The 26,072-nt window shown below is 67.7% G+C and carries 24 protein-coding genes and 9 tRNA genes; 20 read left to right on the plus strand and 13 right to left on the minus strand.

Annotation, left to right across the window (positions count from 1 at the left end; all coding sequences use genetic code 11):
• The first annotated feature begins 96 nt into the window (after nucleotides 1-96).
• From MOM01_RS11910 to pstB, 6 genes are all read left to right on the plus strand, one after another.
• Entirely contained in the window at nucleotides 97-876 is a 780-nt protein-coding gene (locus MOM01_RS11910; RefSeq protein ID WP_241385646.1) for a winged helix-turn-helix transcriptional regulator, read from the plus strand.
• The gene (gene mshD / locus MOM01_RS11915) at nucleotides 873-1,784 is read left to right on the plus strand and encodes a mycothiol synthase (RefSeq protein ID WP_241385647.1); all 912 of its coding nucleotides are present in this window, start codon (nucleotides 873-875) and stop codon (nucleotides 1,782-1,784) included. The genes MOM01_RS11910 and mshD overlap by 4 nt, the downstream gene beginning before the upstream one ends.
• 238 nt (nucleotides 1,785-2,022) lie before the next feature.
• Nucleotides 2,023-3,147 carry a phosphate ABC transporter substrate-binding protein PstS gene (pstS, locus tag MOM01_RS11920; protein ID WP_241385648.1) on the plus strand — a complete coding sequence of 375 codons (1,125 nt, stop codon included), beginning with the start codon at nucleotides 2,023-2,025 and terminating at the stop codon, nucleotides 3,145-3,147.
• Nucleotides 3,148-3,268: 121 nt separating this feature from the next.
• The gene (pstC, locus tag MOM01_RS11925; RefSeq protein WP_241385649.1) at nucleotides 3,269-4,324 is read left to right on the plus strand and encodes a phosphate ABC transporter permease subunit PstC; all 1,056 of its coding nucleotides are present in this window, start codon (nucleotides 3,269-3,271) and stop codon (nucleotides 4,322-4,324) included.
• A gap of 3 nt (nucleotides 4,325-4,327) precedes the next feature.
• On the plus strand, nucleotides 4,328-5,239 hold the full coding sequence (gene pstA, locus MOM01_RS11930) for a phosphate ABC transporter permease PstA (RefSeq protein ID WP_241385650.1): 912 nt from the start codon (nucleotides 4,328-4,330) through the stop codon (nucleotides 5,237-5,239).
• A 65-nt stretch (nucleotides 5,240-5,304) separates the two neighbouring features.
• On the plus strand, nucleotides 5,305-6,081 hold the full coding sequence (gene pstB, locus MOM01_RS11935) for a phosphate ABC transporter ATP-binding protein PstB (RefSeq protein ID WP_241385651.1): 777 nt from the start codon (nucleotides 5,305-5,307) through the stop codon (nucleotides 6,079-6,081).
• Between the two features lie 66 nt (nucleotides 6,082-6,147).
• On the opposite strand, the gene phoU is transcribed toward pstB, so the two are convergent.
• From phoU to MOM01_RS11960, 5 genes are all read right to left on the minus strand, one after another.
• On the minus strand, nucleotides 6,148-6,855 hold the full coding sequence (phoU, locus tag MOM01_RS11940) for a phosphate signaling complex protein PhoU (RefSeq protein WP_241385652.1): 708 nt from the start codon (nucleotides 6,853-6,855) through the stop codon (nucleotides 6,148-6,150).
• 85 nt (nucleotides 6,856-6,940) lie between these two features.
• The gene (locus MOM01_RS11945; RefSeq protein ID WP_374112295.1) at nucleotides 6,941-8,842 is read right to left on the minus strand and encodes an LCP family protein; all 1,902 of its coding nucleotides are present in this window, start codon (nucleotides 8,840-8,842) and stop codon (nucleotides 6,941-6,943) included.
• A 623-nt stretch (nucleotides 8,843-9,465) separates the two neighbouring features.
• Nucleotides 9,466-10,608, minus strand: a complete 1,143-nt coding sequence (gene dusB / locus MOM01_RS11950; RefSeq protein WP_241385654.1) for a tRNA dihydrouridine synthase DusB — start codon at nucleotides 10,606-10,608, stop codon at nucleotides 9,466-9,468.
• A 120-nt stretch (nucleotides 10,609-10,728) separates the two neighbouring features.
• Nucleotides 10,729-11,682, minus strand: coding sequence for an acyl-ACP desaturase (locus tag MOM01_RS11955; protein WP_241385655.1), 954 nt, complete (start codon nucleotides 11,680-11,682; stop codon nucleotides 10,729-10,731).
• A 254-nt stretch (nucleotides 11,683-11,936) separates the two neighbouring features.
• On the minus strand, nucleotides 11,937-12,398 hold the full coding sequence (locus tag MOM01_RS11960) for a hypothetical protein (protein ID WP_241385656.1): 462 nt from the start codon (nucleotides 12,396-12,398) through the stop codon (nucleotides 11,937-11,939).
• 174 nt (nucleotides 12,399-12,572) lie between these two features.
• Here MOM01_RS11960 and MOM01_RS11965 point away from each other — a divergent pair, with 174 nt between their 5' ends.
• Nucleotides 12,573-13,211, plus strand: a complete 639-nt coding sequence (locus tag MOM01_RS11965) for a hypothetical protein (protein WP_241385657.1) — start codon at nucleotides 12,573-12,575, stop codon at nucleotides 13,209-13,211.
• Between the two features lie 48 nt (nucleotides 13,212-13,259).
• Here MOM01_RS11965 and MOM01_RS11970 read toward each other — a convergent pair.
• Nucleotides 13,260-13,332 (minus strand) — tRNA-Lys (locus MOM01_RS11970).
• Between the two features lie 299 nt (nucleotides 13,333-13,631).
• On the opposite strand from MOM01_RS11970, the gene MOM01_RS11975 reads away from it, so the two are divergent.
• The 12 genes from MOM01_RS11975 to MOM01_RS12030 all read left to right on the plus strand — a co-directional run bounded on the left by MOM01_RS11975 (nucleotide 13,632) and on the right by MOM01_RS12030 (nucleotide 18,691).
• Nucleotides 13,632-14,291: a TetR/AcrR family transcriptional regulator gene (locus MOM01_RS11975; RefSeq protein ID WP_241385658.1), complete on the plus strand. Its 660-nt coding sequence runs from the start codon at nucleotides 13,632-13,634 to the stop codon at nucleotides 14,289-14,291.
• A gap of 100 nt (nucleotides 14,292-14,391) precedes the next feature.
• Nucleotides 14,392-14,464, plus strand: a tRNA-Glu gene (locus MOM01_RS11980).
• Between the two features lie 54 nt (nucleotides 14,465-14,518).
• Nucleotides 14,519-14,592, plus strand: a tRNA-Asp gene (locus MOM01_RS11985).
• A gap of 39 nt (nucleotides 14,593-14,631) precedes the next feature.
• A tRNA-Phe gene (locus tag MOM01_RS11990) sits at nucleotides 14,632-14,708 on the plus strand.
• Nucleotides 14,709-14,793: 85 nt separating this feature from the next.
• Nucleotides 14,794-14,867 (plus strand) — tRNA-Asp (locus MOM01_RS11995).
• A 39-nt stretch (nucleotides 14,868-14,906) separates the two neighbouring features.
• Nucleotides 14,907-14,983: transfer RNA gene (locus MOM01_RS12000), tRNA-Phe, on the plus strand.
• Nucleotides 14,984-15,068: 85 nt separating this feature from the next.
• Nucleotides 15,069-15,142: transfer RNA gene (locus MOM01_RS12005), tRNA-Asp, on the plus strand.
• A 39-nt stretch (nucleotides 15,143-15,181) separates the two neighbouring features.
• Nucleotides 15,182-15,258, plus strand: a tRNA-Phe gene (locus MOM01_RS12010).
• Between the two features lie 85 nt (nucleotides 15,259-15,343).
• Nucleotides 15,344-15,417, plus strand: a tRNA-Asp gene (locus MOM01_RS12015).
• A 235-nt stretch (nucleotides 15,418-15,652) separates the two neighbouring features.
• Entirely contained in the window at nucleotides 15,653-16,891 is a 1,239-nt protein-coding gene (locus MOM01_RS12020) for a glycosyltransferase family 4 protein (RefSeq protein WP_241385659.1), read from the plus strand.
• Nucleotides 16,885-17,616, plus strand: a complete 732-nt coding sequence (locus tag MOM01_RS12025) for a class I SAM-dependent methyltransferase (protein WP_241385660.1) — start codon at nucleotides 16,885-16,887, stop codon at nucleotides 17,614-17,616. Before MOM01_RS12020 ends, MOM01_RS12025 begins: the two co-directional genes overlap by 7 nt.
• Nucleotides 17,617-17,632: 16 nt before the next feature.
• Nucleotides 17,633-18,691 (plus strand): prenyltransferase, encoded by a 1,059-nt coding sequence (locus tag MOM01_RS12030; RefSeq protein ID WP_241385832.1) that lies wholly within the window; start codon nucleotides 17,633-17,635, stop codon nucleotides 18,689-18,691.
• A gap of 4 nt (nucleotides 18,692-18,695) precedes the next feature.
• On the opposite strand, the gene MOM01_RS12035 is transcribed toward MOM01_RS12030, so the two are convergent.
• The 7 genes from MOM01_RS12035 to MOM01_RS12065 are packed head-to-tail and all read right to left on the minus strand — an operon-like array spanning nucleotide 18,696 to nucleotide 25,106.
• A complete protein-coding gene (locus MOM01_RS12035; protein WP_241385833.1) occupies nucleotides 18,696-19,376 on the minus strand; it encodes a class I SAM-dependent methyltransferase in 681 nt (226 codons plus the stop codon).
• 53 nt (nucleotides 19,377-19,429) lie between these two features.
• Nucleotides 19,430-20,488, minus strand: a complete 1,059-nt coding sequence (locus MOM01_RS12040; protein ID WP_241385661.1) for a phosphotransferase family protein — start codon at nucleotides 20,486-20,488, stop codon at nucleotides 19,430-19,432.
• Nucleotides 20,485-21,594 carry a TIGR03857 family LLM class F420-dependent oxidoreductase gene (locus tag MOM01_RS12045; protein WP_241385662.1) on the minus strand — a complete coding sequence of 370 codons (1,110 nt, stop codon included), beginning with the start codon at nucleotides 21,592-21,594 and terminating at the stop codon, nucleotides 20,485-20,487. The genes MOM01_RS12040 and MOM01_RS12045 overlap by 4 nt, the downstream gene beginning before the upstream one ends.
• A complete protein-coding gene (locus tag MOM01_RS12050) occupies nucleotides 21,591-21,959 on the minus strand; it encodes a carboxymuconolactone decarboxylase family protein (protein WP_241385663.1) in 369 nt (122 codons plus the stop codon). Before MOM01_RS12050 ends, MOM01_RS12045 begins: the two co-directional genes overlap by 4 nt.
• A complete protein-coding gene (locus tag MOM01_RS12055) occupies nucleotides 21,956-22,864 on the minus strand; it encodes an NAD(P)-dependent oxidoreductase (protein WP_308196984.1) in 909 nt (302 codons plus the stop codon). The genes MOM01_RS12050 and MOM01_RS12055 overlap by 4 nt, the downstream gene beginning before the upstream one ends.
• On the minus strand, nucleotides 22,861-23,610 hold the full coding sequence (locus tag MOM01_RS12060; RefSeq protein WP_241385664.1) for an SDR family oxidoreductase: 750 nt from the start codon (nucleotides 23,608-23,610) through the stop codon (nucleotides 22,861-22,863). The genes MOM01_RS12055 and MOM01_RS12060 overlap by 4 nt, the downstream gene beginning before the upstream one ends.
• A gap of 26 nt (nucleotides 23,611-23,636) precedes the next feature.
• On the minus strand, nucleotides 23,637-25,106 hold the full coding sequence (locus MOM01_RS12065) for an aldehyde dehydrogenase (RefSeq protein WP_241385665.1): 1,470 nt from the start codon (nucleotides 25,104-25,106) through the stop codon (nucleotides 23,637-23,639).
• Between the two features lie 82 nt (nucleotides 25,107-25,188).
• On the opposite strand from MOM01_RS12065, the gene MOM01_RS12070 reads away from it, so the two are divergent.
• Nucleotides 25,189-26,070, plus strand: coding sequence for an SDR family NAD(P)-dependent oxidoreductase (locus MOM01_RS12070; protein WP_241385666.1), 882 nt, complete (start codon nucleotides 25,189-25,191; stop codon nucleotides 26,068-26,070).
• Nucleotides 26,071-26,072: the final 2 nt, after the last annotated feature.

A 26,072-nucleotide genomic window follows, 5' to 3' on the forward strand; every position in this document is an offset into this window, starting at 1 on the left:
CTCGTGCTTACATGCCGGTAACAATCGGAGCGTTAATCTGTAGCACGACGTTTACGACCCCTATCCGCGCTGGTGGCGCGAAGAACTGGAGGCCCGGTGGAGCTGCTGCTTCTCACCTCCGATCCGAACCCGGACGCGGTCCTTCCGTCGTTGTCCCTTCTCGCACACTCGGTGAGGCCCGCTCCCACCGAGGTGTCGTCGCTGCTCGAAGCGGGTTCGGCGGACATCGCCATCGTCGATGCCCGCTCGGATCTCGCGGCCGCGCGAGGGCTGTGCCGTCTGCTCGGGAGCACCGGCTCGGCGGTGCCCGTGGTGGCGGTGCTCACCGAGGGCGGGCTGGTGGCCGTCAACCCCGAATGGGGGCTCGACGACATCCTCCTGTCCACGACAGGACCTGCGGAGCTCGACGCCCGTCTGCGGTTGCTGATCGGCCGCTCGGGTGGGCCGGTGGGGCCGGAGAACACCGGCAAGATCACGCTCGGCGAACTCACCATCGACGAGGGCACCTACACCGCGCGCTTGCGTGGGCGCCCCCTCGACCTGACCTACAAGGAGTTCGAACTCCTCAAGTATCTCGCCCAGCACGCGGGTCGCGTGTTCACTCGTGCCCAGCTCCTGCAGGAGGTCTGGGGCTACGACTTCTTCGGTGGAACCCGCACCGTCGACGTCCACGTCCGGCGACTGCGCGCGAAGCTCGGTCCCGAGCACGAAGCCCTCATCGGAACCGTCCGCAACGTCGGCTACAAGGCGGTGCGGCCTGCCAACAGGAACGGCAAGGGCGGGAACGTCACCCCCGACGTCGACGACGTGGATGTGGACGACACGCTCCTCGACGACTCCGGAGCCGGGGAGTCCGGGGCACAATTCGTTCAGTGAGCACCGAACCGGAATTCGTCGACCGTCCGTCCACCGAGCAGGCCGAAGCCGTACGCGCCGTGCTCTCCCGAGCCACGCAGGCCGACGGTGTCGCGCCGATCTCCGAGCAGGCCGTGCACTCGCTCGGCAGGGAGGGCGGGGCCCGGCATCTCGTCGTCGTCGGTGACGACGGCGCCGTCACCGGATACGCGAACGTCACCCCGGGCGGGGACGGGCACCCTGCGATGGCCGAGGTGGTCGTGGATCCGCAGGCCAGGGGACGAGGGCTCGGAGGCGAACTCGTCGACCGTGCGCTCGGTGAAGGAGGCGACGGGACGAGGGTGTGGGCGCACGGCGACCTCCCGGCCGCGCGTGCCGTGGCGAGTCGGCTCGGCCTGGCCGGAGTGCGTGAACTTCTGCAACTGCGTCGTTCTCTCGCCGAGCCGGATCTGCCCACCCTCGAGGTTCCCGAATCGGTACGGCTGCGTACCTATCGCGGCCCGCAGGACGATGCCGAGTTGCTCCGTGTCAACGCCGCCGCCTTCGCCTGGCATCCCGAACAGGGCCGCTGGACAGCGGCCGACGTGGAGGAACGCCGGCAGGAATCCTGGTTCGATCCCGAGGGTCTGTTCCTGGCCTTCGACTCGGCCGATCCCGACCGGTTGCTCGGCTTCCACTGGACCAAGGTGCACTCCGCCACCGCGTCCGATCCGCAGCTCGGTGAGGTCTACGTGGTGGGGATCGATCCTTCGGCGCAGGGACGGGGTCTCGGCCGTCTGCTCACTCTCGCCGGTCTGCACCATCTCCGCGATCGTGGACTGTCCACGGTGCTGCTCTACGTCGAAGGCGACAACACCGCCGCGTTGAACACCTACGGCAAGCTCGGCTTCGAACGTTTCCACGTGGATGTCGCGTACGCACGAAAGTGAACGCCGGCCCCACGACATCCCGGTTCCGGATGAAGTTCGAGTGATGGTCGCAACACCATCGCCAGGTGTATCCGTCGTGTTCATCCGCTGTTCACCTTCGGTCGTCCCGGTGTCCATCGGCCGCACCTAACTTCTCTCTACGGGTCGAGTCCTGCCGGCCCGGCGCCGGGAACACCCGCGCCTCGGGACCGCCGCCTCGGCACCGCGGTCGTGTGAAGTTACTTCCGGAGGAGAACAGGTGAACTTCAAGCGCAAAGGCGCCCTGCTCGGTGTTGTGGCCGTCGGGGCCCTCACGCTCGCCGCGTGCGGCAGCGACGACAACAGCGGATCGCTGGACGTCGACGCAGCCGCCTCCGCTGCGGCCTGCGACGGGAAGGCCAACCTCTCGGGGGCGGGCTCGTCGGCTCAGAAGAACGCGATGGATCAGTTCGTCGCCACCTACATCGCCGTCTGCTCCCAGAAGGGCGCCACCGTCAACGTCGCGTACAACCCGACCGGCTCGGGTGACGGTCGCACGCAGTTCATCGCCGACCAGATCGACTTCGCCGGCTCCGACTCGGCCATCGAGGACGAGCAGGCAGCACAGGCCGCCGAGCGCTGCGCCGGAAATCCCGCGTGGAACCTGCCGCTGGTGTTCGGCCCGGTCGCGCTCGCCTACAACGTCGAAGGCGTCGACCAGCTCGTGCTGAACGCCGCGACGGCCGCCGAGATCTTCAACGGCTCGATCACGAAGTGGAACGATCCGGCCATCGCCGCGCTCAACGAGGGTGTCGAGCTGCCGGATGCCGACATCACGCCGATCGTCCGCTCGGACTCGTCGGGCACCACCGACAACTTCCAGCAGTACCTCGAGGTCGCCTCCGGCGGTGCGTGGACCTCCGGCGCCGGTTCCGACTTCACCGGCGGTGTCGGGGAGGGGGCCAAGGGCTCGGCAGGGGTGGCGCAGGCCGTCTCCGGTTCGCCCAACTCCATCACCTACGTCGAGAAGTCCTTCGCCGACCAGAACGGTCTGAGCATCGCGCAGATCGACAACGGTTCCGGCCCGGTCGAGCTGACCGAGGAGACCGCGGGCAAGGCGATCGAGGGTGCCGAGTTCGTCCCGGCCTCCGAGGGCGACCTGACGCTGGATCTGTCGTCGATCTTCGGCAGCACCGAGGCGGGCGCATACCCGCTGGTGCTGGCCACCTACGAGATCGTGTGCTCGGCCGGTTACGACACCGACACCGCCCTGGCCGTGAAGTCGTTCCTGACCTCCGCCGCGAACGAGGGGCAGGAAGGCCTCGCGGAGCAGGGCTACGTCCCGCTGCCGGACACCTTCAAGACCCGTCTCACCGAGTCGATCGACGCCATCGCCGCCGGGTGACGGACGGCTCACCCGTCTCCGAGCCGGTGACGGAAAACTCACTCGAAATCCGAGCCGAGTGACCGACTGATCATCGACCCGCCCGTTCCTGACGATACGCTGAGAAGGATTGCGAGCGCACATGAGTGACGCGCACAAGACGTCGGTTCCCATCGCGGCCGACGAACCGACCCGCTCAGGAACGGGCGGTGTCACCGGCATCACGGAGGACACGATCAGTACCCCACCGCACTCCCCGGAGCAGGCACGCAAGACAGTCGTGCGCCCGGGCGACCGAATCTTCAGTTCGTTGGCGTCCGGCTCCGCCGTCCTGATCACCGTGATCATCGGCGCGATCGCGGTCTTCCTGGTCTGGCGCGCCGTACCCGCGCTGCAACGCAATCAGGTCAACTTCCTCACCAGTCGCGAGTGGGTCACGCAGGACATCGCCGACATGGCGTTCGGCGTCCTCGACCTGTTCCAGGTGACGGTGCTCGTCTCGTTCTTCGCGTTGTTCCTCGCGATGCCCGTCGCACTGGGCATCGCGATCTTCCTCACCTCGTACTGCCCCGAGCGGCTCAGGAAGCCGCTGGCGTACGTGATCGACCTGCTCGCCGCGGTCCCCTCCATCGTCTACGGCCTGTGGGGCATGCTCGTCCTCGCGCCGTTCCTGCGTCCCGTGGCCGAGTGGCTCAACACCAGCCTCGGCTGGTTCCCCCTCTTCGCCACCGGCAGCGGTTCCATCGTGGGCGGCGGAACGATCTTCACCGCCGGCATCGTCCTCGCGGTGATGATCCTGCCGACGATCGCCGCTGTGAGCCGTGAAGTGTTCGTGCAGACCCCGGTCGCACAGATCGAAGGCGCTCTGGCGCTCGGCGCGACCCGCTGGGAGGTCGTGCGGACCACCGTCATCCCGTTCGGCAAATCCGGCTACATCAGCGGCTCGATGCTCGGCCTCGGCCGCGCGCTCGGCGAGACGATGGCGCTCTATCTCATCCTGCGCACCACCTCGCAGTCGTTCTCGTGGTCGCTGTTCGACGGCGGCGCCACCATCGCATCCAAGATCGCGCTCGGCTACGCCGAATTCAACAACGACATCCAGGCGGGCGCCTACATCGCCGCCGGACTCGTGCTCTTCGTACTCACGTTCGTGGTCAATGCCGCCGCACGCATGATCGTCGCCGGAAAGAAGGACTGATCCATGTCGACCACCACGCTCGCCTCTCCGGTCAAGGCTCCTGCCTTCCAGCGCGTCAGCGGACGTCGTCGCGCGAAGGACACCGCGGCCACGGTGCTCGTCACCCTGTCGGTCGTCATCGCGCTGATCCCGCTCGCCTGGGTGCTGATCACGGTCGTCGCGAAGGGTTTCCCCGCGCTGGTCTCGCCCACCTGGTTCACGCACTCGCTGAGCGGCCTGACGGCCTCGTCGACGGGTGGCGGCGTCTACCACGCCCTCGTCGGCACCCTCCTGCAGGGACTCGTCTGTGCGGTCATCTCGATCCCGCTGGGCGTCTTCGTGGCGATCTACCTTGTCGAGTACGCCGGTAAGTCCCGGCTCGGCAAGATCACGACCTTCATGGTCGACATCCTCAGCGGTGTCCCGTCGATCGTCGCGGCGCTGTTCGTCTACGCCCTGTGGGTGTCGACCTTCGGGATGCCCAAGTCGGGCTTCGCGGTGTCGCTCGCTCTCGTGCTGCTGATGGTGCCGGTGGTCGTGCGCAGCACCGAGGAGATGCTCCGGATCGTGCCGCAGGATCTGCGCGAGGCGTCCTACGCGCTCGGCGTGCCCAAGTGGAAGACCATCGCGCGCATCGTTCTGCCGACCTCGCTCGCCGGCATCATCACCGGCATCATGCTCGCACTCGCCCGCGTGATGGGCGAGACGGCTCCCTTGCTGATCCTCGTGGGCTACGCGCCCTTCATCAACTTCGGTCTGTTCGGTGGGGAGCAGGCGACCCTCCCCGGCGTCATGGTTGCCGAGATGAACAATCCGACCGCCGCGGGTGCGCAGCGCATCTGGGGAGCTGCACTCACCCTGATCCTGCTCATCGCAGTCCTCAACATCGTCGCCAAGCTGATCAGCCGGTACTCGCAGATCGGCGCCAAGAAATAGTCCCGTGAGCCCTTCTCACGACTGCACGTTCCTCACGACATCGATACACCAGTAGGGAGCCGGTAATGGCCAAGCGTCTGGACCTCAAGGACGTCAACATCTACTACGGCAAGTTCCACGCCGTGGCCGACGTGACCCTGTCCGTGCCGCCGCGGAGCGTGACCGCCTTCATCGGCCCGTCCGGCTGCGGTAAGTCCACCGTGCTGAGGTCGCTCAACCGCATGCACGAGGTCACCCCAGGCGCGTACGTCGAGGGATCGGTCCTGCTCGACGGCGAGGACATCTACGATCCGAACGTCGATCCGGTCGGTGTCCGCAAGACCATCGGCATGGTCTTCCAGCGGCCCAACCCGTTCCCCACGATGTCGATCCGCGACAACGTCGTGGCCGGTCTCAAGCTGCAGGGCGTGCGCGACAAGAAGACACTCGACGAGGTCGCCGAGAAGTCACTGCGCGGCGCGAACCTGTGGAACGAGGTCAAGGATCGCCTCGACAAGCCGGGCGGCGGCCTGTCCGGCGGTCAGCAGCAGCGTCTGTGCATCGCCCGCGCCATCGCGGTCCAGCCCGACGTGCTGCTCATGGACGAGCCGTGCTCGGCGCTCGATCCGATCTCGACGCTCGCCATCGAGGACCTGATCGGCGAGCTGAAGAAGGACTTCACCATCGTCATCGTCACGCACAACATGCAGCAGGCTGCGCGTGTGAGCGACCAGACGGCCTTCTTCAATCTCGAGGCGACCGGACGCCCGGGTGGACTGGTGGAGATCGACGACACCGAGAAGATCTTCTCGAACCCGAGCAAGAAGGCCACCGAGGATTACATCTCCGGCCGTTTCGGCTGATCCTGCCCTCGACGTGCGAGACCCCGGCCGGATACTTCCGGCCGGGGTCTCGTCGTTCGGGAAAGGTCAGTCGTTCTCGGGGTAGACCGTCAGGCTGTCCACCTTCTCGCCGAGCCGGCGGATCTCCTCCTCGGTGGGAAGCTTGCCGGTCACGAGGAAGATGACCCGGCGACCAACCTCGACGGCGTGGTCGGCGAAACGCTCGTAGTACCGGCCGAGCAGGGTGACGTCGACGGCGGCTGCGACGCCGTGCTCCCACTCCCGGTCCATGAGGACGGTGAAGAGGTGACGATGCAGGTCGTCCATCGCCTCGTCCTCGTGGTGCAGACGCGCGGCACGCGCGGGGTCGCGGGTCTCGAGGATCTCGCGGGTCGCGACGCCGAGAGCCACCGCGATACGGCCCATCTCGGCGAAATAACCCTTCACCTCGTCGGGCAGCACGTGGTTCGGATGGCGCCGGCGGGTCGCCTTCGCGATGTGGAGAGCCAGCGCACCCATCCGGTCGATGTCGGCCACGATCTGGATGCCGCTGACCACGGCACGGAGATCTCCTGCGACAGGACCCTGCAGGGCGAGCAGCTGGAATGCCTTCTCCTCGCAGATCGCGCCGAGTTCGGTGATCTTCTCGTGCTCGTCGATCACCTGCTCGGCGAGAGCGAGATCGGCTTCGAGAAGAGCTCTGGTGGACCGCTCCATTGCGGTACCGGCGAATCCGGCCATCTCCCCGAGGAGATCTCCGAGTTCGCCCATCTGTTCGTTGTAGACGACGCGCATAATCGCACAGCCTACGACCTTCACGGAGCGGTTCGGCGAGCATCGGATGAACCGCAGATGAACGTACGCCGCCGAACAGGGGCGTTCACGTGCACAGATCGTCTGCGGCGTTGGTGATCGCGAGGTCGGCGGGAAGTTCGACGGACGCCGCCGACCGGGTCTGGATCGCCACCGGGGCGAGCTGCGTACCGGCCGGGGTGGGTGCGACGACGGTGCCGTCGAAACTGGTGCCCAGGACGATCTCCACGATGCTGCCGAGCTGGGCGGACGGGGGAGCTTCCTGCAGAACCGCCCCGGGGAAGGCCGAGGCGACGGTCGCGGCATCGGTTTCCTGTCCCGCACTGAAGCGGATCACGGTCTGGGTGCTCGTGCCCGAGGCGTAGTTGCCGATCGAGTACACGGGGAAACCGTAGGCGGCGACGGTTTCCGCGGTCCGGTTCGCCAGGCCGGAGACACCGGAGGCATTCGAGACCTGCACCGACACCGACGAGGGGTCGACGGCGAGCTGTGCCGGCAGAGGTTCGGCGGGCGCGGGTGCGGTCTCCTCCGGCACGTCCTCGCGCTTCTCGCCCGGCAGGGGCAGGTCGTCGATGATGGCGGTGAAGATCGCCTCGATGTCGTCCGTCCGGGGAATCTCGTTGCCCCAGTCGTTGGTGCCCGCGGTGGGGATGGTGAGGAACGACACCGCGCCGGCCTCGACGTTCTGCATCGAGCGTCCGAGCTTCACCAGCGATTCGGTGTTGACGTTCTCCACGAAGGTCGCGCGGGTGAACGCGTTGATGAATCCGTTGAGCTTGCCGGGATCGAGCAGGACCTTGTTCGACAGTGCCGAGCGCAGCAACGACGACAGGAACTTCTGTTGCCTGCTGATGCGGCCGTAATCGCTGTTGCCCTCCGAATCGATCTTGCGGGCACGGACGTAGTCGAGTGCGCGTTGCCCGTCGAGCGTGTGCGTCCCGGGGGTCTCGATGAGCGGACCGAGTTCGCCGTCGATCAGCGGGACCGGGGTGCACACCTCGACGCCGCCGATCTCGTTCACCATCGACTCGAAGCCCGCGAAATCGATCCCGACGAAGTGCCCGATCTTCAGTCCCGAGATCTTCTGGATCACCTTGACCAAGCACTTCGGCCCGCCGAGCGCATAGGTCGCGTTGAGTTTGTCGCCTTCGGCGGCCGGAAACAGTTCGGACTCGTATTCACCGGTGGCGCTGTCCCATCCGCGACAGACCGGACGTTCCACGTCCAGATCGCGGGGGAACGACACGGCGACGACGCGGCTGCGGTCTGCGGGGATGTTGACGAGGATCACGGTGTCGGCGCGAGCACCTTCGGCGTCGCTGACCGTTCCGGCCCCGACCGCGCCGCTGGCTCCCGCCCGGGTGTCGGTACCCACGATCAGATAGGTCTCGTCGCCGGTCTGCCCGATCGGGTCGACGATGTCGCTCGACTCGGTGTCGAGTGCGGCGATCTGCGAGAACCCGGCCTCCGTGGACCGGACGTATCCCCACACCGATCCGGTGCCGACCAGCGCGAGGACCGAGACGAAGGCGACCGCTGCCCTCGCGGCGAACCGGAACCGTTTCCGTTTGCGTTGCTTGCTCTGGGCGAGGCGGCCGAGGGTGCCGGTGCCCACGGCGCGGGGCAGCGCCGCGCCGGTCGCGTCCTCGTCGTGCTTCTCGGCGGCCGGTGGGGCGTCGCCCCCGGCCGGGACCGCATCGATCTTGACCGTCGGGTTCTCGTCCACGGTGGGTCGGGAGGGCCGGGGTGCCGGTGCCTGTCCGGGTTCGGCGCGGGCCGTCTTCCGGGTTTCGACCGGAGGAGCTGGGCGGGGCTCGACGGGAGGAGCCGGGCGGGGCTCGATGGGAGGAGCCGGGCGGGGCGGCTGCGCCACCGGGGGAGTCGCCACCGGAGGAGGTCCCGGGGCAGCCGGGGAAGGAGGCGCGGGCGCACGGCTCGGAAGGCGGGTGTGCGGGGGTGGTGGCGTCATCGGCCTCGCGGGCCGGGAAGGAGCCGGTGCATCGGGTCGAGTGCCGGATGCGGCCGCTCCGGGAGGTATCTCCCTGCGGTGAGGGGGCGTGCGGCGGGAGTCGGGTTCGGGAATGCCCGTCCGAGGAGGAGCGGGCTCCGGAGAGCGCGGAGGCACCGGCGGGACGGGGGGCCGGGGGAGGTCCTCGGCCGGAGGGTCGGAGCGCGGGGGTGGATCGGTCCGCCGGCCCACCTTGTCGAGCAGTTCGGCGACGGTGAGTTGCTCGGGATCGTCCGAGTCCGCCGCCCGGCGGTTGCGAGAGTTTTCGCTGCGTCGCGGGTCGCTGTCGTCCTCGCCGGACCGGTGCATCCCGCGTGCGCGGCTGCGGCGGGTCGGTGGCGATTCCCGGTAGGTGCTGTCGGCGATCGGGCGTTCCCAGGGAGCGCGAGGATCCGAAGACCCTGTCTCGTGCTCCTCGTCCACCGATACCTGCTCTTTCCGCGGGCTTCCGCATTCGTCGCCTGTCGCCGTTCACGACGTCGCGCATCGGCGTGACCGTCGCAAGGACTCCGCAATGATACTGATCGCGTGTTACGAGAGGAGATGACGCGGCTGTGACGGTAATCGGAGTCCGGTAACGGGGACTATCCGCCGGAGTGCATCATGTCGGCTCCCTCGGGCACACAGGTGTCCTCGGGATCGTCGAGCCAGCCCTCCGGGAGCGCGACGCTGCTCGGGGATCCCTGCCGGCCCCGGGGGCCTTCCGCGTCGACCGGGAAGGGCACATCGTGGTCGAGTTTGCCGAGCAGATCGTCGAGTTCGGCCAGGGTGGACACCCGGGCGAGGCCGTTGCGGATCTCCGAGCCCGCAGGGAAGCCGCGCAGATACCAGGCGATGTGCTTGCGCATGTCGCGCAGACCGCGGTCCTCGCCGTGGTGGTCGGCGAGCAGTTCGGCGTGACGGCGCATGATCTGCGCCACTTCACCGAGAGTCGGCGGGGTCGGCACGGGGCGACCACCCAGGGCGGCGCTCAGTTCGGCGAAGAGCCACGGCCGCCCGAGACAACCGCGCCCGACGACCACGCCGTCGCATCCGGTCTGCGTCATCATGCGCTCGGCGTCCCCGGCGTCGAAGATGTCGCCGTTGCCCAGCACGGGAACGTCAGTGACGTGCTCTTTGAGCCTGGCGATCTCGTCCCAGTCGGCCGAACCCGAGTAGCGTTGCGCAGCGGTCCGGGCGTGCAGGGCGACCGCTGCGGCACCTTCGGCGGCGGCGATACGGCCCGCATCGAGGTGGGTGTGGTGCTCGTCGTCGATCCCGATGCGGAACTTGACGGTCACGGGGATGTCGGTGCCCTCGGTGGCGCGCACGGCGGCCGCGACGATCTGCCCGAACAACCGGCGCTTGTAGGGGAGCGCGGAGCCACCGCCCTTCCGGGTCACCTTGGGGACCGGGCACCCGAAGTTCATGTCGATGTGGTCGGCGAGGTCCTCGTCGACGATCATCTTCGCCGCGGCGTAGGTGGTGTCGGGGTCGACCGTGTACAGCTGCAGCGACCGCGGTGTCTCCGTGGGACCGAAGGTCGTCATGTGCATGGTGACCGGATGACGTTCGACGAGGGCGCGAGCGGTGACCATCTCGCACACGTACAGGCCCGACGTGCTGCCGGCCCGTTCGAGTTCCAGTTCGCGGCACAGTGTGCGGAATGCGACGTTCGTCACTCCCGCCATCGGCGCCAGCACGACCGGGCTGTTCAGTTCGAGCGAGCCGATACGGAGGGATGACATGGAAACCTCTGGAAAACGTTGTGCGACAAGGAAATAGCATGCCCAGCGGGCGGTAGGGGGCGAAGACGACCGTGCCCGGCGCCGAAATCGGCGCCGGGCACAGGATAACCTCCGGAGGACTCAGGCGTCCGCGCCCACCTTGTCGCGCTTCGCTGCCTCGCGTGCGAGGGAGCGGTCGCGCATCTCCTCGAATCGGACCGCCTGGCGTTCGAGTTCCTCGAGGAACGAGCCGAGCTTGTCGAGATCCTGCTGCGCCTCACTGCCGAGATCGCGCTCGAAGATCCGCCATTTGCGCAGCACCGGCATCACGACGTCGTCGAGATGCTGACGCAGGTCGTAGATGCCGTGCTTGGCCATCAGCACCCCGTTGCGGCGGAAGTTCGGCATGCCGGCACCCGGCATCTGGAAGTTCGTGAGAACCTCCACGATCGCGGCGAGGGTCTGGGCCGGCGCGACCTCGAGTGCTGCATCGCAGATGTTCCGGTAGAAGATCATGTGCAGGTTCTCGTCGGCCGCGATGCGCTGGAGCATCTTGTCGGCGATCGAGTCGTTGCAGGCGCGGCCGGTGTTGCGGTGCGATACACGCGTCGCGAGTTCCTGGAAGGTCACGTACGCGACCGAATGGAGCATGCCGGTGGAGTTGGGGGACGAGAAGCCGTTGGTCATGTGCTCCATGCGGGCGTTCTCGAGCGCAACGGGATCCACACCGCGCGTGACGACCAGGTAGTCGCGCATCACGATGCCGTGGCGGTTCTCCTCCGCCGTCCACCGGCCCACCCACGTGCCCCATGCGCCGTCGCGGGAGAAGCTCTCGGCGATCTCCCGGTGATAGGAGGGCAGATTGTCCTCGGTGAGCAGGTTGGTGATCATCGCGGCCTTGGCGACCTCGTCCAGCTTCGACTGCTCGGGTTCCCAGTCGACACCGCCCATCGCGGCGAAGTTGCGGCCCTCGTCCCACGGCACGTAGTCGTGGGGATGCCAGTCCTTCGCCATCGAGAGATGCCGCTCGAGATTCGCTTCGGCCACAGGCTCGAGCTCGCGCAGCAGCTCCAGTTGAGTCAGGACTCGCGTCATGCCCTATCTACCCCTCGTATCGTGTCGCTCGTATTGTCGCCGGGTCGCGGCCGGAGGGCTCCGGGCCGTCCTGTCGCGGCCGGCGCCGAGTGCGTCGTGCAGTGGCCGCCCTCACAGCGCCCGGATCACCGTACAGGCCCGGGCCCCTCCACGACAGTACGGTCCCGGCGCACGACGGGAGCGTCGTCCTGTCCCGGCGCGGCGGCATGTCCACCTCCGGCCACACGCGTCGCCGGCGCGGATCCGGCAGCCGATCAGTCGAGGGAAGCGCGACTTCCCGAGGTGCGGCGCAGCGCGATGAGGCAGCACAGCAGCGCCACGAGAGTCCCGCTGAGGAGTAGAACGGTGCCGTTCTGGTTGGTCAACGTCGTACTGCGGTTGAGTTCGACGTATTCGCCGTGAACCTGGAACAGGCGTGCCCAGAACACCACCGCGGTGGCGAGGCCGATCAGGGTTCCGGCCCAGCCTGCGACCACCGAGTCGAACAGGGCGGCCGCGAGGAGAAGTACTGCGGCCACGACGAGGGGGACCGCGAGCGATTCGTACAGCGGCAGATCCGCGGCCGCGACCCCCGCCAGGTCGCCGGTGGGAAAGCCGTCCCACAGCGCCGTCAGGGGAATCTCGGTGGGACGTATCCCGCCCACCACCGGCAGCACGGACCCGATGCCGAGGGCGACGGCGGCCAGGAACAGGCCGAGATCGACGAAACTGCGCATGTTCCTCCCCCGAACGGTGAAACGATCGACTGCCGCTGCGGGTCACCGTATACAAAGTCGGGCGGGTGTACCGGGTGAAATTGCGTGAGCGAACCGTGGCGTCGTGAAACCGGTGGTCCGTAGGCTGACACGTGTACGGCAGCCGCAGTTGCCGATCGGCGAGAGAGGTTCGACATGACGGACAAGAATGTCGGTGAGAGCGCTCCGCGCCGGGGTCTGCCCTCGTGGGCGAAGAAGACCATCGCCGTCGTGGTGGCATTGATCGTGCTCGTCATCGCCTATTACGCGCTGGCGGCGTTCGTTCCGCGCTGGTGGGCGCAGCGCATCGCCGGTCTCGCGGAAGGCGGATTCACCCGCGGGGTGTTGTGGGGGTTGCTGTTCGGAATCCTCTGCACCGCCGTCCCGATCGCGCTGCTCGCGTGGATATGGCAGGTCCGCAACTGGAGATATCACCGCGGACTCCAGATCGCGATGGGTGTGCTCGCGTTGGTCGTGGCACTTCCGAATCTCATGACGCTGACGATCGTGCTCGGTTCCGGAAACGGTGCGCATGCCGGCGAACGGATCCTCGACGTGGATGCGCCGGGCTTCCGTGGAGCCACGTTGATCGGGGCGATCGTCGGAGCACTGCTCGCGGTGGTGTTCATCGTCGCGCTCACCCGCTACCGCAAGCGCGGACGCGATCTGAAGCAGGTGCGCAGGGACCTCGAGCAGAGCCGGATCGACGAGGAGCGGCTCGGCGCGCGTCGCGAGGCGGAAAGGGAACTGGGACGCAGAACCGACGACGTCCCTCCCGGCTCCCACCGCTTGTAGTCCCCGGAACGACGGACGCCGGCGTCGTGGACGACGCCGGCGTGCGAGTGCCCCCACCAGGGCTCGAACCTGGGACCTGCGGATTAAAAGTCCGTAGCTCTACCAACTGAGCTATAGGGGCATGGGCGCACAGTGTAACCACACCGCGCGGTGTGATGGTATCGGACGTAGAGCGCAGCGACGCCGGGTACCCGGCGGTGCGGGAAGCTGCGAATGCGAAGCGGCCCGGGTGTCCACCCCCTGCTTCGCACCCGGGCCGGACAAATCATACCATTCGGTGTGTTCTGGGGGAACCCGGGGATGCGTCTGCCTGCGGCTTCGGTATCGCCTGGGTGAAATGGGACATACACAAGCGGCCGCAGGCGCAGACTAGAGTTGTCTCTTGGGGGAACACCGGAACGTGGAAGGCTGAATTTCCCCATGCCCCGTCAACAGGAGCGTGCGCGTCGTACGCGAGCTGCCATCGTCAGATCGGCAGCCACCGAGTTCGCCCGCCGAGGATTCGCTGCAGCATCGATCAACGCGATCCTCGAACAGTCGAACGCGACCAAGGGCGCGATGTACTTTCACTTCGCGTCGAAGGAAGACCTTGCCCGGGCCGTGCTCGACGAGGGCCTCGAACACTATCGCGCCATCGTGGCCGACTGGATGGACGTGCCGGGTTTCGACCCGTTCGAACGATTGCACGGACTGGTCGGCGACCTCGGTGCCGCATTGCACGAGGATGTGGTGATCGCGGCGGAGTTCCGCCTCGTCACCGAACCGGAGTTCGCCGACGAGGTCGGCTTGCGCGGCAGCGTCGTCTGGGGGCGCGCTGGCTACCAGCTCGCCCGCGAGGCCGAGGAGCAGGGTTTGTTCCGGCCGGGCGTCGATCTCCGCCGTTTCGTCGAGGCGGTCGCCTCGGCGCTCGCCGGTCAGCGCTATCTGGCCGATCTGACCTCGCCGGAGACCGATGTCCGGGCCCGGTTCGAAGCGTGTGTGGAGGTGCCGCTCGAGGCGATGGCCTCCGAGGAGTGGCTGACAGGGTGGCGCGAGCGAGGTTGGCCCAGCAGACCGACGAATAACGAATCAGCCACTTGACCTGCTGATTTGTGAATCTCGAAGAGCGTGGCATAAGCTGTGCAAGCTCCCAACGGAACGCCAAACCCGTTGAGGGTGCGGTTCGGAGAGATCCGATCGGGCCCCCTTCGTCTAGCGGCCTAGGACGCCGCCCTTTCAAGGCGGTAGCGCGGGTTCGAATCCCGTAGGGGGTACGCTTCGACCTCGTCGAAGTGTGCAGTATCTTGGTGTGAGAAGTGAATATGTATGGCCCTGTGGCGCAGTTGGTTAGCGCGCCGCCCTGTCACGGCGGAGGTCGCGGGTTCGAGTCCCGTCAGGGTCGCTCCAGAGATTCGATCGGCATTCGGTTCGGGTGCCGTCCGGCCAGGTAGCTCAGTTGGTACGAGCGTCCGCCTGAAAAGCGGAAGGTCGCCGGTTCGATCCCGGCCCTGGCCACCACGGTTGCCCGGCAAGCAGCCACCAATTTCATACGTTCGACCCACCGTTCGCGGTGGGTCGCGCTATGGGAACTTCGGTTCCTCATGGCCCTGTGGCGCAGTTGGTTAGCGCGCCGCCCTGTCACGGCGGAGGTCGCGGGTTCGAGTCCCGTCAGGGTCGCTCCGGAGATTCGATCGGCATTCGGTTCGGGTGCCGTCCGGCCAGGTAGCTCAGTTGGTACGAGCGTCCGCCTGAAAAGCGGAAGGTCGCCGGTTCGATCCCGGCCCTGGCCACCACGGTTGCCCGGCAAGCAGCCACCAATTTCATACGTTCGACCCACCGTTCGCGGTGGGTCGCGCTATGGGAACTTCGGTTCCTCATGGCCCTGTGGCGCAGTTGGTTAGCGCGCCGCCCTGTCACGGCGGAGGTCGCGGGTTCGAGTCCCGTCAGGGTCGCTCCGGAGATTCGATCGGCATTCGGTTCGGGTGCCGTCCGGCCAGGTAGCTCAGTTGGTACGAGCGTCCGCCTGAAAAGCGGAAGGTCGCCGGTTCGATCCCGGCCCTGGCCACCACGGTTGCCCGGCAAGCAGCCACCAATTTCATACGTTCGACCCACCGTTCGCGGTGGGTCGCGCTATGGGAACTTCGGTTCCTCATGGCCCTGTGGCGCAGTTGGTTAGCGCGCCGCCCTGTCACGGCGGAGGTCGCGGGTTCGAGTCCCGTCAGGGTCGCTCCGGACGAAGTCCCGGTATCGCATCGATACCGGGACTTCGTCGTTTCCGGATACGTGCGTGCCACGACGCGCGCCCCGCTCGGTCGGGACTCTTCCCACTCACATCGCGCCCGCACGCGTTCCTCGGTCCGCCTCGCTATCGTGAGTGCGCAAAACATGTTCTAGTGTGTGCCCTACGTAACTTGTGGACGTCTGTCCGAGTACCCGTCCCTCCGATCTGCCCGAGGTGGAATGTGCGCGTAGCTCTGTTGTCGTACCGGAGCAAGCCGCACTGTGGGGGCCAGGGGGTGTACGTCCGGCATCTCAGTCGCGAGCTCGTTGCGCAAGGACACACGGTCGAGGTGTTCTCGGGTCAGCCCTATCCCGAACTCGACCCGGGGGTGACCCTCACCAAGGTGCCCAGTCTCGACCTGTATCGCGACGACGATCCCTTCCGCACACCCCGGCCGAGCGAGTACCGGGATCTGATCGACGTCCTCGAAGTCGCCACGATGTGGACCGCCGGCTTCCCCGAACCGCGCACTTTCGGTCTCCGCGCCGCACGGCTGCTGCAAGATCGTCTCGCCGACTTCGACGTCGTGCACGACAACCAGTCGCTCGGCTCGGGCCTTCTGCGCATCGCTGAGGACTTCCCGCTCGTCGCGACCATCCATCATCCGATCACCCGCGATCGGGAACTCGACCTCGCTTCCGCCACCACCTGGCGGCGCAGGATCACGCTGCGGCGGTGGTACGGATTCCTGCGCATGCAGGAACGGGTGGCACGCCGCATATCCACACTGCTCACCGTGTCGGACAACTCGGCCGACGACATCCGCACCGCATTCGGCATCGACCCCGGCCGAATCCACACGATCCCGCTCGGAGTGAACACGGAAGTGTTCGCCCCCCGCGCGACCGAGCGGGTTAGCGGCCGGATCGTGTGCGTGGCGAGCGCAGATGCTCCGCTCAAGGGGGTTCCGACCCTGCTCGAGGCGGTCGCGAAGTTGCGCACCGAGCGGGAGGTCGAACTCGTCCTCGTGTCGAAACTGGCGCCGGGCGGCGCCACCGAGAAACTCATCGACGAGTTGGCGATCGGCGATGTCGTGCGTACCGTCTCGGGCATCGACGACGACGAGCTGGCCGAGCTGCTCGCCTCGGCCGAGATAGCCGCGGTGCCCTCGCTGTACGAAGGATTCTCGTTGCCGGCGGTCGAGGCGATGTCGTGCGCGACACCTCTCGTCGCGAGCCGGGCCGGTGCCATCCCCGAGGTCGTGGGAGATGCCGGCCTGCTGGTTCCGCCGGGCGACGCCCAGCAGCTGGCTGCCGGTCTCGCGGCTCTGTTCGACGACCCCGCCGAACGCCGGGGGCTCGGCGAGAAGGCCCGCGCCCGCGTGCTCGAACGCTACAGCTGGGCAGCAGTGGCGGCGCGGACCGCGGACGTCTACGAGCGGGCGATCACCACGCACCGAGAGAGGAAGAACGGATGCTGACCGTCGACTTCGACCGATTGGGTGTCGTACCCGGAATCCGTGCCCTCGACATCGGGGCCGGCGCAGGGCGCCATTCGTTCGAACTGTATCGCCGGGGCGCGGACGTCGTGGCCTTCGACCAGAACGCCGACGACATGAAGGCCGTGGCCGACATGTTCGTCGCGATGGAACTCGAGGGCGAGGCCCCCGAGGGTGCGGTGGCCCGCGCGGAGGTGGGCGACGCCCTCGCGCTTCCCTACGACGACGCTTCCTTCGACCTCGTGTTGATCTCGGAGGTGCTCGAGCACGTCCCCGAGGACGAACGAGCCATCGCCGAACTCGTCCGGGTCCTGAAGCCGGGCGGGGTCGCCGCGGTGACCGTGCCCCGGTGGTTGCCCGAGAAGATCTGCTGGGCCCTGTCGGACGCCTACCACGAGGTGGAAGGCGGTCACATCCGCATCTACAAGGCCGACGAGCTCGCCTCGAAACTCACTGCGGCCGGCCTCGTCGTCTCGGGCACCGACCACGCACACGCACTGCACGCCCCGTACTGGTGGCTCAAGTGCGCTGTCGGCGTCGACAACGAGAACAATCCGCTGACGAAGGCCTATCACCGATTGCTGGTGTGGGACATGATGAACGCGCCCTGGCTCACCCGGACGGCGGAGCGGGTCCTCGATCCCGTGATCGGCAAGAGCGTCGTCTTCTACCTCCGGAAACCGGACGGTGCCGGTGCGGCGCGGTGAGTCCGCGCCGGCGGTGATGCCCTCGGTTCCCGGCGTGCTCTCACAGGAACAGTGCCTCGCGACCGGACAGGCCATCGCACGGATGCAGGAATCGTCCGGTGCCGTTCCGTGGTTCCCCGGCGGTCACACCGACCCGTGGGATCACATCGAATCCGCCATGGCTCTGACGGCCACCGGATTGCGCGAGGAGGCCGAGGCCGCCTTCGAATGGTCGCGCCGCACGCAGCGGGACGACGGGTCGTGGCCCATCGGATTCCGCGGCGATGTCGTCGAGAACCACGACACCGACAGCAATTTCACGGCCTACATTGCTGTGGGTGTGTGGCACCACCATCTCGTGACGGGTGATCGCAGGTTCGTCGAGCACATGTGGCCGACGGTACGGGCCGCGCTCGATCTGGTCGTGGACATGCAGTTGCCCGGTGGCCGGATCTCCTGGGCTCGTGGCGAAGGTGGCATGTTCGACGAGGCGTTGCTCACCGGATGTTCGAGTATCCACCAGAGTCTCCACTGCGGGTTGCGGATCGCCGACCTGATCGGGGAGCCGCAACCCGAATGGGAGGTCGCGCTGATCCGCCTGGGGCACGCCCTGCGCCGGCATCCCGAGGCGTTCACACCGAAACCCGAATACTCGATGGATTGGTACTATCCGATACTCGGCGGGGCGGTGCGCGGACCCGAAGCGCACCAACGGATCCGGGACCGCTGGACGGATTTCGTCGTCGACGGTCTCGGGATCCGCTGTGTGGATCACCGGCCGTGGGTCACCGGGGCGGAGACGTGCGAACTGGTGCTGGCTCTCGATGCTCTCGGATACGACGGTCGTGCGCGCGAATTGTTCGCTGCCATGCAGCATCTGCGCGATCCGGACGGCTCCTACTGGACCGGGCTCGTCTACGCCGACGGCAAGAGGTGGCCGGTGGAGGTCAGTTCGTGGACCAGTGCCGCGGTCGTCCTCGCCGCCGATGCGTTGTCACGCTCGACGGGAGGGAACGCCGTCTTCCGGGACGCCGCGTCGCCCACGCACCGCATGGGCGACGACCGCTGCACCGAGGGGTGTCCGGTGTTCGTCTGACGGTTCACGTGCCCGGTACGGATCCGACCGTGCCGCAGGTCCGTTCGAGCACGCGGAGTGAGGACGTCACCGACTTCTCCACGAATTCACCGCTTTCCAGTGCGAGACAATAGATTTCGTAGGGTGGTCGGCCGCCGTCCTTCGGATCGGGGAAGACGTCGTGGATGATCAGGGCTCCTCCGATCCGGACCCACCGCGCCCAGCCGTCGTAGTCGGCCCGTGCCGCCTCGCTGCTGTGCCCACCGTCGATGAACACGAACGATGCCGGTGTGCGCCAGAACGACGCCACCACAGGTGAATTGCCGACCACCGCGACGACCTGTGCTTCGAGATCGCCGTCGGCGAGGGTGTGGCGGAGAGCGCCGACCGTGTCGAGCCTGCCGGTGTGAGGGTCGACCAGTGCCGGATCGTGGTACTCCCAACCCGGTTGATGTTCCTCCGAACCGTGGTGGTGATCGACGGTGACGATGGTGCCGCCGGTGGCCTTCGCCGCGGCGCCGAGATAGACGGTCGAGCGCCCGCAGTATGTGCCGATCTCGACGCCCACACCGTCACCGAGATAATGCACCGCCGCCTCGTGCAGAGCGGTTCCCTCGTCTCGGGGCATGAAACCCGCTGTTGCCTCCGCGAGTTCGATCGCCTCACGGGGCAGCGTGGCGGGGTGGATCGGGGTGGGGCGGGACATCGGATGGATCTCCGTTCTTCTCGCGTAGTGCGGTGTCTTCCACGTCACACTACTCATCCGTGCCGTCGGCCGACGTTCTGCGCCACCACCGTGAGACTGTCGAGATCGCGGATGGCGGCACAGGACCGCGCGAGCATCGCCGCGAACATGCGGTCGCCGCGCTCGGTTCTCGTGCCGTAGGCGTAACCGAACACCGACACGAGGGGACCCTGCAGCATGGCGAAGCGGTAGTCGTCCCAGCATTCCCGCAGTCCGTAGCCGTCGACGCCGTGGCACAGCAACGCGCGGTGGTAGGTGGCGAGGAGCGCCTTCTCGTGCTCGCGCCGCGCCGGGATCGACAGCCCCGTACCGATGAAATAGGAGAGATCGCGTGCGGGCAGCCCCACCGTCAGGGTCTGCCAGTCCACCGCCACCACACCGGCTTCGCCGCCGGGTGGGAACAGCAGGTTGTCGAGGCGGTAGTCGCCGTGCAGCAGCGCGAAGCGGCGGGTTCGCGCGAGGGCCCACGCCTCCGTGACGTCCGCGCACGCCCGCAGCGTGTCGCGATCCCCGGCGGCGACGATGTCCCCGAGCCCCTCGAAGGAGGCCTCGATCGCCTGTCCGTACAACTCGGCGAGGAGCCGGGCCTGTGCTCCGTCGGTGGGGGTGAGCCAGTCGAGTTCGTGCAGGCCGGGGTCGCACCAGCGCGGACCGTGGAGCCCGGCGAGGTTGCGCACCGCATCGTGGGCTTCGTCCGGATCGCAACCGGAGAGCTGGTCGCCGGGACGCGCGGGGGCGGCGTCCTCGAGGAGGAGGGTGAACTCCCCGTCTGCGCCGAGTGCGACGTGATAGCAGGCCGGGGTCCGCACCGCGACGGACGAGGCGATATCGCTGTAGAAGCGGGCTTCCCCGCGGTACGCGCCGGCGAGCATCCGGCGTGTCGCCTCGTCGGACGCCGGGAGCTTCGCGACGAGTGTGGAGGGCACGTCGTCACCCGCGAGAGTGAGCCGATAACACAGACCGATCTGGCCCGTCCCGATCCGTTCGATGCCCACCGACCGCACGGTGCCGCCCAGCACGGGCGACAGGCGGTCGGGGGTGAACTCGTCGACGGACAGGAACAGGCCGGTCATCGCGTGCTCCATCCGGGATTGGCGGGCAGGGAGGCGAAACGCTGTGTGTCGCGGCGACTGCGCCACGCGGCGACGACCGGAGCGAGCTCGGCCGGCGCGGACCCGTGCAGGATCACGCTGTCGGCACCGGCGGCGAACTGGTCGGCGATGCGTGCGGCGCACCGCTCGGCGCTGCCGGTGGCGGAGGTGGCGAGCCACTCGCCGGGAAGCAGCGACTCCATGTGTTCCAGGACCGGGACGGGAGCGGCGTCGATCGGTCCTGTCTGATCCCGGACCGCGGGGTCGTCCCGGAAACGGCCGAGCACCTGCGGATCCCACCCGTTGGCGCGGATCAGGACATCGCCGTATCCCTGCAGGTAGGTGGCGAGACGTCCGGTGAGTCTGCGCAAGCGCGCCTCCTCGGGAAGGGCATCGGTGACGGTCGCGAGTACCGACCAGATGCGCACCGAACAGGGATCACGCCCGGCCTCGTCGGCAGCACGCCGCACCGTCCGCGCGGCGCGCGCGAGAGTGTCGTCGGTGAAGAAGGTGTGCAGCACGACGCCGTCCGCGAGGCGACCCGCCGTTTCGAGCGTGCGGTCGCCGAGGGCGACCATGAGGATCGGGATGGTGTCCGCGCCGTCGGCTGTGCGTCGCAGATAGGGAAACGTCCCGGCCGCCCCGCGGTGGTCGACGACGGCCCCACCGCTCCACATCGTTCGCAACAGCCCGACGGTGTCCTCGAGCCGCGCGGAGGTCACTCGCTCGAGCCCCATGAGGTCGAACAGCAGGTCGAATCCGCGACCGAGACCGAGGGCGTACCGGCCGCGGCTCATCCGGTGCAGAGTGGTCGCCATCGTCGCGCTGACGAGGGGATGCCGGGTGTGCGGATTGGTCGCTGCGGTGCCGATCCCGAGGGTGCGGGTCGTCGCGGCCGCTGCCCCCGCCAGGACGGCCGCGTCCTTGGTGTCGAATCGTTCGGACAGGAAGACCGACCCGAGCCCGATCCGTTCGGCGACGACGAGCTCGTCGAGCAGCTCCCTCGGATCCTCCGCGTGCCCGGCCAGACCGTAGAACCCGAGTTCCGGGCAGGCCGGACCCGGGACCGGCGTCGCCGGAGCGTTCACGACCGGTTCGCCACCCGGTGCTTGTGCAGCACGCTGCCGATCGTCGAGTCGAGCTTGGTGCCCAGGGGCCATCCCACGTAGTGACACAGGAACAGCGCGATCTCACGCAGTTGCTGTTCGTCGAGTTCCTCGTTGTGCAGAGCAGCACCGATCTGGATCTCCGCGACGTCGGTCAGGCCCTGGGCGGTGAGCGCACCGAGGAGCAGCAGGCGCCGGTCCCGGATGCTCAATCCCGGCCGCGACCAGATGTCTGCGAACAGATGGTCGGCGGTGACGGCGAAATGGTCACCCGGTCCGTCCTGCATCTCCCATCCGTACACCTTCGACATCATGTCCAGGCCTCGGCGGCGGGTCTCGTCCGTCATGCGTGCTCCTTCCGGGAACGGGTCTGCGCGACGTCGCCGGGGCCCACACCGAGCCCGGGACCGAGATCGGCCAGGGCACGTGTTCCCAGCGGGAGTTCGACTCCCAGCCGGTCGCCGAGCTCGAGTGCGAGCGAGAGGTCCTTCTCGCCGAGCGCGCGCACGTGGGAGAAGATCGGGAACCACGAATCCTCCGGCGCCAGAGGCGACGTGCTCTCCCGCCACATGATCGCGCCGGCGCCGCCGGTGATCGCGTCGGTGTGACGGACGACCTTGCCGAGTTCGGTGATGTCGAGGCCGGCGGCTTCGGCGAGTCGCTGGGCTTCCGTCGCCGCGGTGAACGAGACGAAGTGCAGCAGGTTGCGCGCGAGCTTCATCCGGGTTCCCGACCCGACGGGACCCGCGTGCACGACGAGGGATGCGAAGTGGCCGAAGGGCTCGCGAATCTTCGCGAAGGCATCGTCGCTCGCCCCGACCATCACAGCGAGGGTGCCGTTCTTCGCACCCGGTGCCCCACCGCTGACGGGTGCGTCGACGAGATCGACGTTCCGGCTCGCGCACAGTTCCGCGAGTTCGACCGCGGTGGTGTCGGAGATCGTCGAGTGGATCGCCACCACAGTGCCCGGACGGGCGGTGGAGAGCAAGCCGTCCCGTCCGGTCACCACCTCGCGCACCTGCGCATCGTCGAGGACGGTGACGGAGACGATGCCGCATTCGGCGGCCAGTTCGGCCGGCGAGGCCGCCGAGGAGGCACCGGCCTCCACGAGGGGCGCCACCGCCTCGGGCCGTGTGTCGAGCACGGTCAGGCCGCCGGGTCGCCCGAGCAGTCGTTGTGCCATGGGAGCGCCCATGTTGCCGAGTCCGATACAGCCGACCCGGACGGCTGTGGTGTCGGGGGAGTCGGTCACGAGCGGATCACCTGCCCGCCGTCGACGTTGAAGATCTGCCCGGTCACCCAGGATGCCTCGTCGGAGAGCAGGAACAGGCACATGCCGACGAGATCGCCGGGGGTGCCCATCCGCTTGAGCGGCAGCTGTTTCACCATGTCGGCGACCATGTTCGCCGGGGTGGTCGTGCGGGTCGCCTCGGTGTCGATCGGACCGGGTGCGATCGCGTTGATGCGGATGTTCGACCCGCCGAGTTCGACGGCGAGCTGCTGGGTGAGGCCGTTGATGCCGACCTTCGCGAGACCGTAGAAACCCGAGTACAGCCAGGCGGCCGTCGACGACTGGTTGACGATCGACCCGCCCTTCTGTGTCATGTGCGGCCACACGGCGCGTGTGACGTTCAGGGCGCCGTCGAGATTGACGCTCATGAACTTCTTGTAGTAGTCCCACGGAACCGTCAGCAGCAGGTCGAGTTTCATGCCGCCGTAGATGGCGGCGTTGTTGACCACGTGGTCGATGCCGCCGTAGATCTCCACCGCGGAGTTCGCCAGCGCCTCGGCGGACGCGGGGTCGGCGACGTCGACCGGCACGAAGGTGGCGGTCCCGTGGTCGGCGACGATCTGCTTGGCGACCTGTTCGCCTCGTTCGGCGTCGATGTCGGCGACCACCACGTTCGCTCCCTCGGCGGCGAGCGCCCGGGCGTACGCCTCGCCGATTCCCTGGGCCGCGCCGGTGACGACCGCCGTGCGTTCTGTGAAACGTGCCATCCTGTAAGTCCTTTCGAAAGGGTAGGTCAGACGGCGGGTTCGGCGACGAGTTTCGTCTCCAGATATTCCTCGAAACCGGCCACGCCCATCTCGCGGCCGATCCCGGACTGCTTGTATCCGCCGAAGGGCGCGTCGGCGGCGTACCAGATTCCGCCGTTCACCCCGAGCGTTCCGGTCCGCACCCCGGCGACCACCCGCGCGATGCGATCGGGGTCCGTGCCGTACACCGCGCCCGACAGGCCGTAGGGGGAATCGTTGGCGATGCGGACGGCATCGTCGTCCCCGTCGTGGGGCAGGATCACCAGCACAGGCCCGAAGATCTCCTCCCGGGCGGCGCGGGCCGAATTGTCGAGTCCCGAGACGAGTGTGGGTTCGACGAAGAATCCGCGATCGTGTTCGGCCGGCCGGCCACCGCCGGTGACGATGGTCCCGCCCTCCTCGACGGCGAGGCGTATGTAGCCCTCGACGCGTTGCCGCTGACGTTCGGAGACGAGCGGACCGCACACGGTGCCGGGATCACGGGGATCGCCGGGCCGGATACCGCTCATCGCTTTCGCTGTCAGTGCGACCGCCTCGTCGTAACGCTCGCGAGGGACGACGAGGCGGGTGGTGATCGCGCATCCCTGCCCGGCGTGGGTGCAGACGGTGAAGGCGGCCATCGAACAGGCACCGCGGAGGTCGGCGTCGTCGAGGACGAGGAAGGCGGACTTGCCACCGAGTTCGAGGAAGACCTTCTTGAGGGTCTCCGATGCCGCACGCATCACGGCACGGCCGGTGGCCGTGGATCCGGTGAACGAGATCAGATCCACCCGGGGATCCTCGGTGAGTTGCGCTCCGAGGCCGTGATCGGTGGAGGTGACGATGTTGAGAACCCCTGGCGGAAGGTCGGTGTTCTCGGCGGCGATGCGCCCGACCAGGGCTGCGCACCAGGGGGTGTCGGGGGCCGGTTTGAGGACGACCGTGTTCCCGGCGGCGAGGGCGGGCCCGATCTTCGCGAAGTTGATCTGGTGGGGGAAGTTCCACGGGGTGATCGCGCCGACGACCCCGACCGGTTCTCGCAGCAGATAGCGGTGGGTGGGAATGCCCATGGGTGCGGCGTTGCCGAGATCCTGTTTCCACGCGTAGTTCTCGGCGAGATCGGCGAAGTACAGCAGGTCGTCGACGGGGCCTTCGAGATGTGCTGCGCTGGTGAGGAATCGAGGAGCGCCGACCTCGGCGATGGTGAGCTCGCGGAGTTCCTCGATGTGTTCGCGGAGCGCATCGCGCAGTTGTCTCAGGCAGTGCGCCCGGAAGGCGGGATCGCGTGACCAGCCGGTCTCGTCGAATGCACGGCGAGCGGCGGAGATCGCGGCGTCCATGTCGGCCGCGGTCGCTTCGGCGGCGTACCCGAGCAGTTCCTCGTTGCTCGGGTCGGTGATCGCGAAGGTGCCCCCGCTGCCGGGTAGGAGTTTTCCGTCGATCAGGAGGGTGGAGCTGTCGGTGGGGCGAAGCGTCATGAGACCTTCCCTCTGTTCTGGACAGGTGTCTGGACTATAGTTCGGTCACTCGAGGCAGCGCAATGGGTGAACGGGGAACCTTATGGCCGAGAACAATTCGACGGCGCTCGCGGATCGGACGGTGGTCGTGACCGGGTCCAGTCGCGGGATCGGGCGGGCGGTGGCACAGGCACTCGTGGACGAGGGCGCATGCGTGGTGGTCAACGGCCGCGACCCGGCGGCCGTCGAGGAGACCGTCGCCGAGCTGACCGCGGCCGGTGGCCGGGTGGCCGGCGTGCCGGGCTCGGCGGCCGCGTCCGGTATCGCCGAGGCGCTCCTCGCCACCGCCCTGCGGGAGTTCGGTTCGGCCGACGCCTTGATCAACTGTGCAGGTACGGCGGAACCACCCGGTTCGTCGATACTCACCGTCACCGACCGGCAGTGGAGCGATCTGATCGATGCGCACCTGACGGGCACCTTCCGCACGTGCCGGGTGTTCGCTCCACACTTCGTCGGACAGGGGAGAGGAGCGATCGTCAACACCGGATCCTTCGCCTTTCTCGGCGACTTCGGCGGTACCGGCTATCCCGCAGGCAAGGGAGCGGTCAACAGCTTGACCATGGCGATCGCAGCGGAGCTGAGAGAGCACGGAGTCCGGGCGAATGTGGTGTGTCCCGGAGCCCGGACCCGGTTGTCGACCGGTGACGACTACGAACAGCACATCGCGCGCTTGCACGAACGTGGCCTGCTCGACGACCTCACCTACGAGGGATCACGTCATCCTGCACCGCCCGGTTACGTCGCGCGCCTGTACGCCTTCCTCGTGAGCGACCTCGCGAAGACCACCGGCCGGATCTATGCCGGCTCGGGGTGCTTCGTCGGGCGATTCGACAAGCCGGCGCCCGCCCTTCTGGCGTGGCGCGACCACGAGACCGAGCCACCCTGGACCCTGGAGGAACTCGCGGAGCTGTTCCCGCAGGACTAGAA

Source organism: Rhodococcus sp. CH91 (genome assembly GCF_022554085.1).
Taxonomy (GTDB): domain Bacteria; phylum Actinomycetota; class Actinomycetes; order Mycobacteriales; family Mycobacteriaceae; genus Rhodococcus.

Coding starts and splice junctions, on each gene's coding strand:
- MOM01_RS12070 (WP_241385666.1), top strand. CDS start 25,189: ATGGCCGAGAACAATTCGACGGCGCTCGCGGATCGGACGGTGGTCGTG.
- MOM01_RS12060 (WP_241385664.1), bottom strand. CDS start 23,610: ATGGCACGTTTCACAGAACGCACGGCGGTCGTCACCGGCGCGGCCCAG.
- MOM01_RS12025 (WP_241385660.1), top strand. CDS start 16,885: ATGCTGACCGTCGACTTCGACCGATTGGGTGTCGTACCCGGAATCCGT.
- pstC (WP_241385649.1), top strand. CDS start 3,269: ATGAGTGACGCGCACAAGACGTCGGTTCCCATCGCGGCCGACGAACCG.
- dusB (WP_241385654.1), bottom strand. CDS start 10,608: ATGTCATCCCTCCGTATCGGCTCGCTCGAACTGAACAGCCCGGTCGTG.
- MOM01_RS12030 (WP_241385832.1), top strand. CDS start 17,633: ATGCCCTCGGTTCCCGGCGTGCTCTCACAGGAACAGTGCCTCGCGACC.
- MOM01_RS12040 (WP_241385661.1), bottom strand. CDS start 20,488: ATGACCGGCCTGTTCCTGTCCGTCGACGAGTTCACCCCCGACCGCCTG.
- MOM01_RS12065 (WP_241385665.1), bottom strand. CDS start 25,106: ATGACGCTTCGCCCCACCGACAGCTCCACCCTCCTGATCGACGGAAAA.
- phoU (WP_241385652.1), bottom strand. CDS start 6,855: ATGCGCGTCGTCTACAACGAACAGATGGGCGAACTCGGAGATCTCCTC.
- MOM01_RS11965 (WP_241385657.1), top strand. CDS start 12,573: ATGACGGACAAGAATGTCGGTGAGAGCGCTCCGCGCCGGGGTCTGCCC.
- MOM01_RS11955 (WP_241385655.1), bottom strand. CDS start 11,682: ATGACGCGAGTCCTGACTCAACTGGAGCTGCTGCGCGAGCTCGAGCCT.
- pstA (WP_241385650.1), top strand. CDS start 4,328: ATGTCGACCACCACGCTCGCCTCTCCGGTCAAGGCTCCTGCCTTCCAG.
- pstB (WP_241385651.1), top strand. CDS start 5,305: ATGGCCAAGCGTCTGGACCTCAAGGACGTCAACATCTACTACGGCAAG.
- MOM01_RS12050 (WP_241385663.1), bottom strand. CDS start 21,959: ATGACGGACGAGACCCGCCGCCGAGGCCTGGACATGATGTCGAAGGTG.
- MOM01_RS11960 (WP_241385656.1), bottom strand. CDS start 12,398: ATGCGCAGTTTCGTCGATCTCGGCCTGTTCCTGGCCGCCGTCGCCCTC.
- MOM01_RS11945 (WP_374112295.1), bottom strand. CDS start 8,842: ATGACGCCACCACCCCCGCACACCCGCCTTCCGAGCCGTGCGCCCGCG.
- MOM01_RS11975 (WP_241385658.1), top strand. CDS start 13,632: ATGCCCCGTCAACAGGAGCGTGCGCGTCGTACGCGAGCTGCCATCGTC.
- MOM01_RS12035 (WP_241385833.1), bottom strand. CDS start 19,376: ATGTCCCGCCCCACCCCGATCCACCCCGCCACGCTGCCCCGTGAGGCG.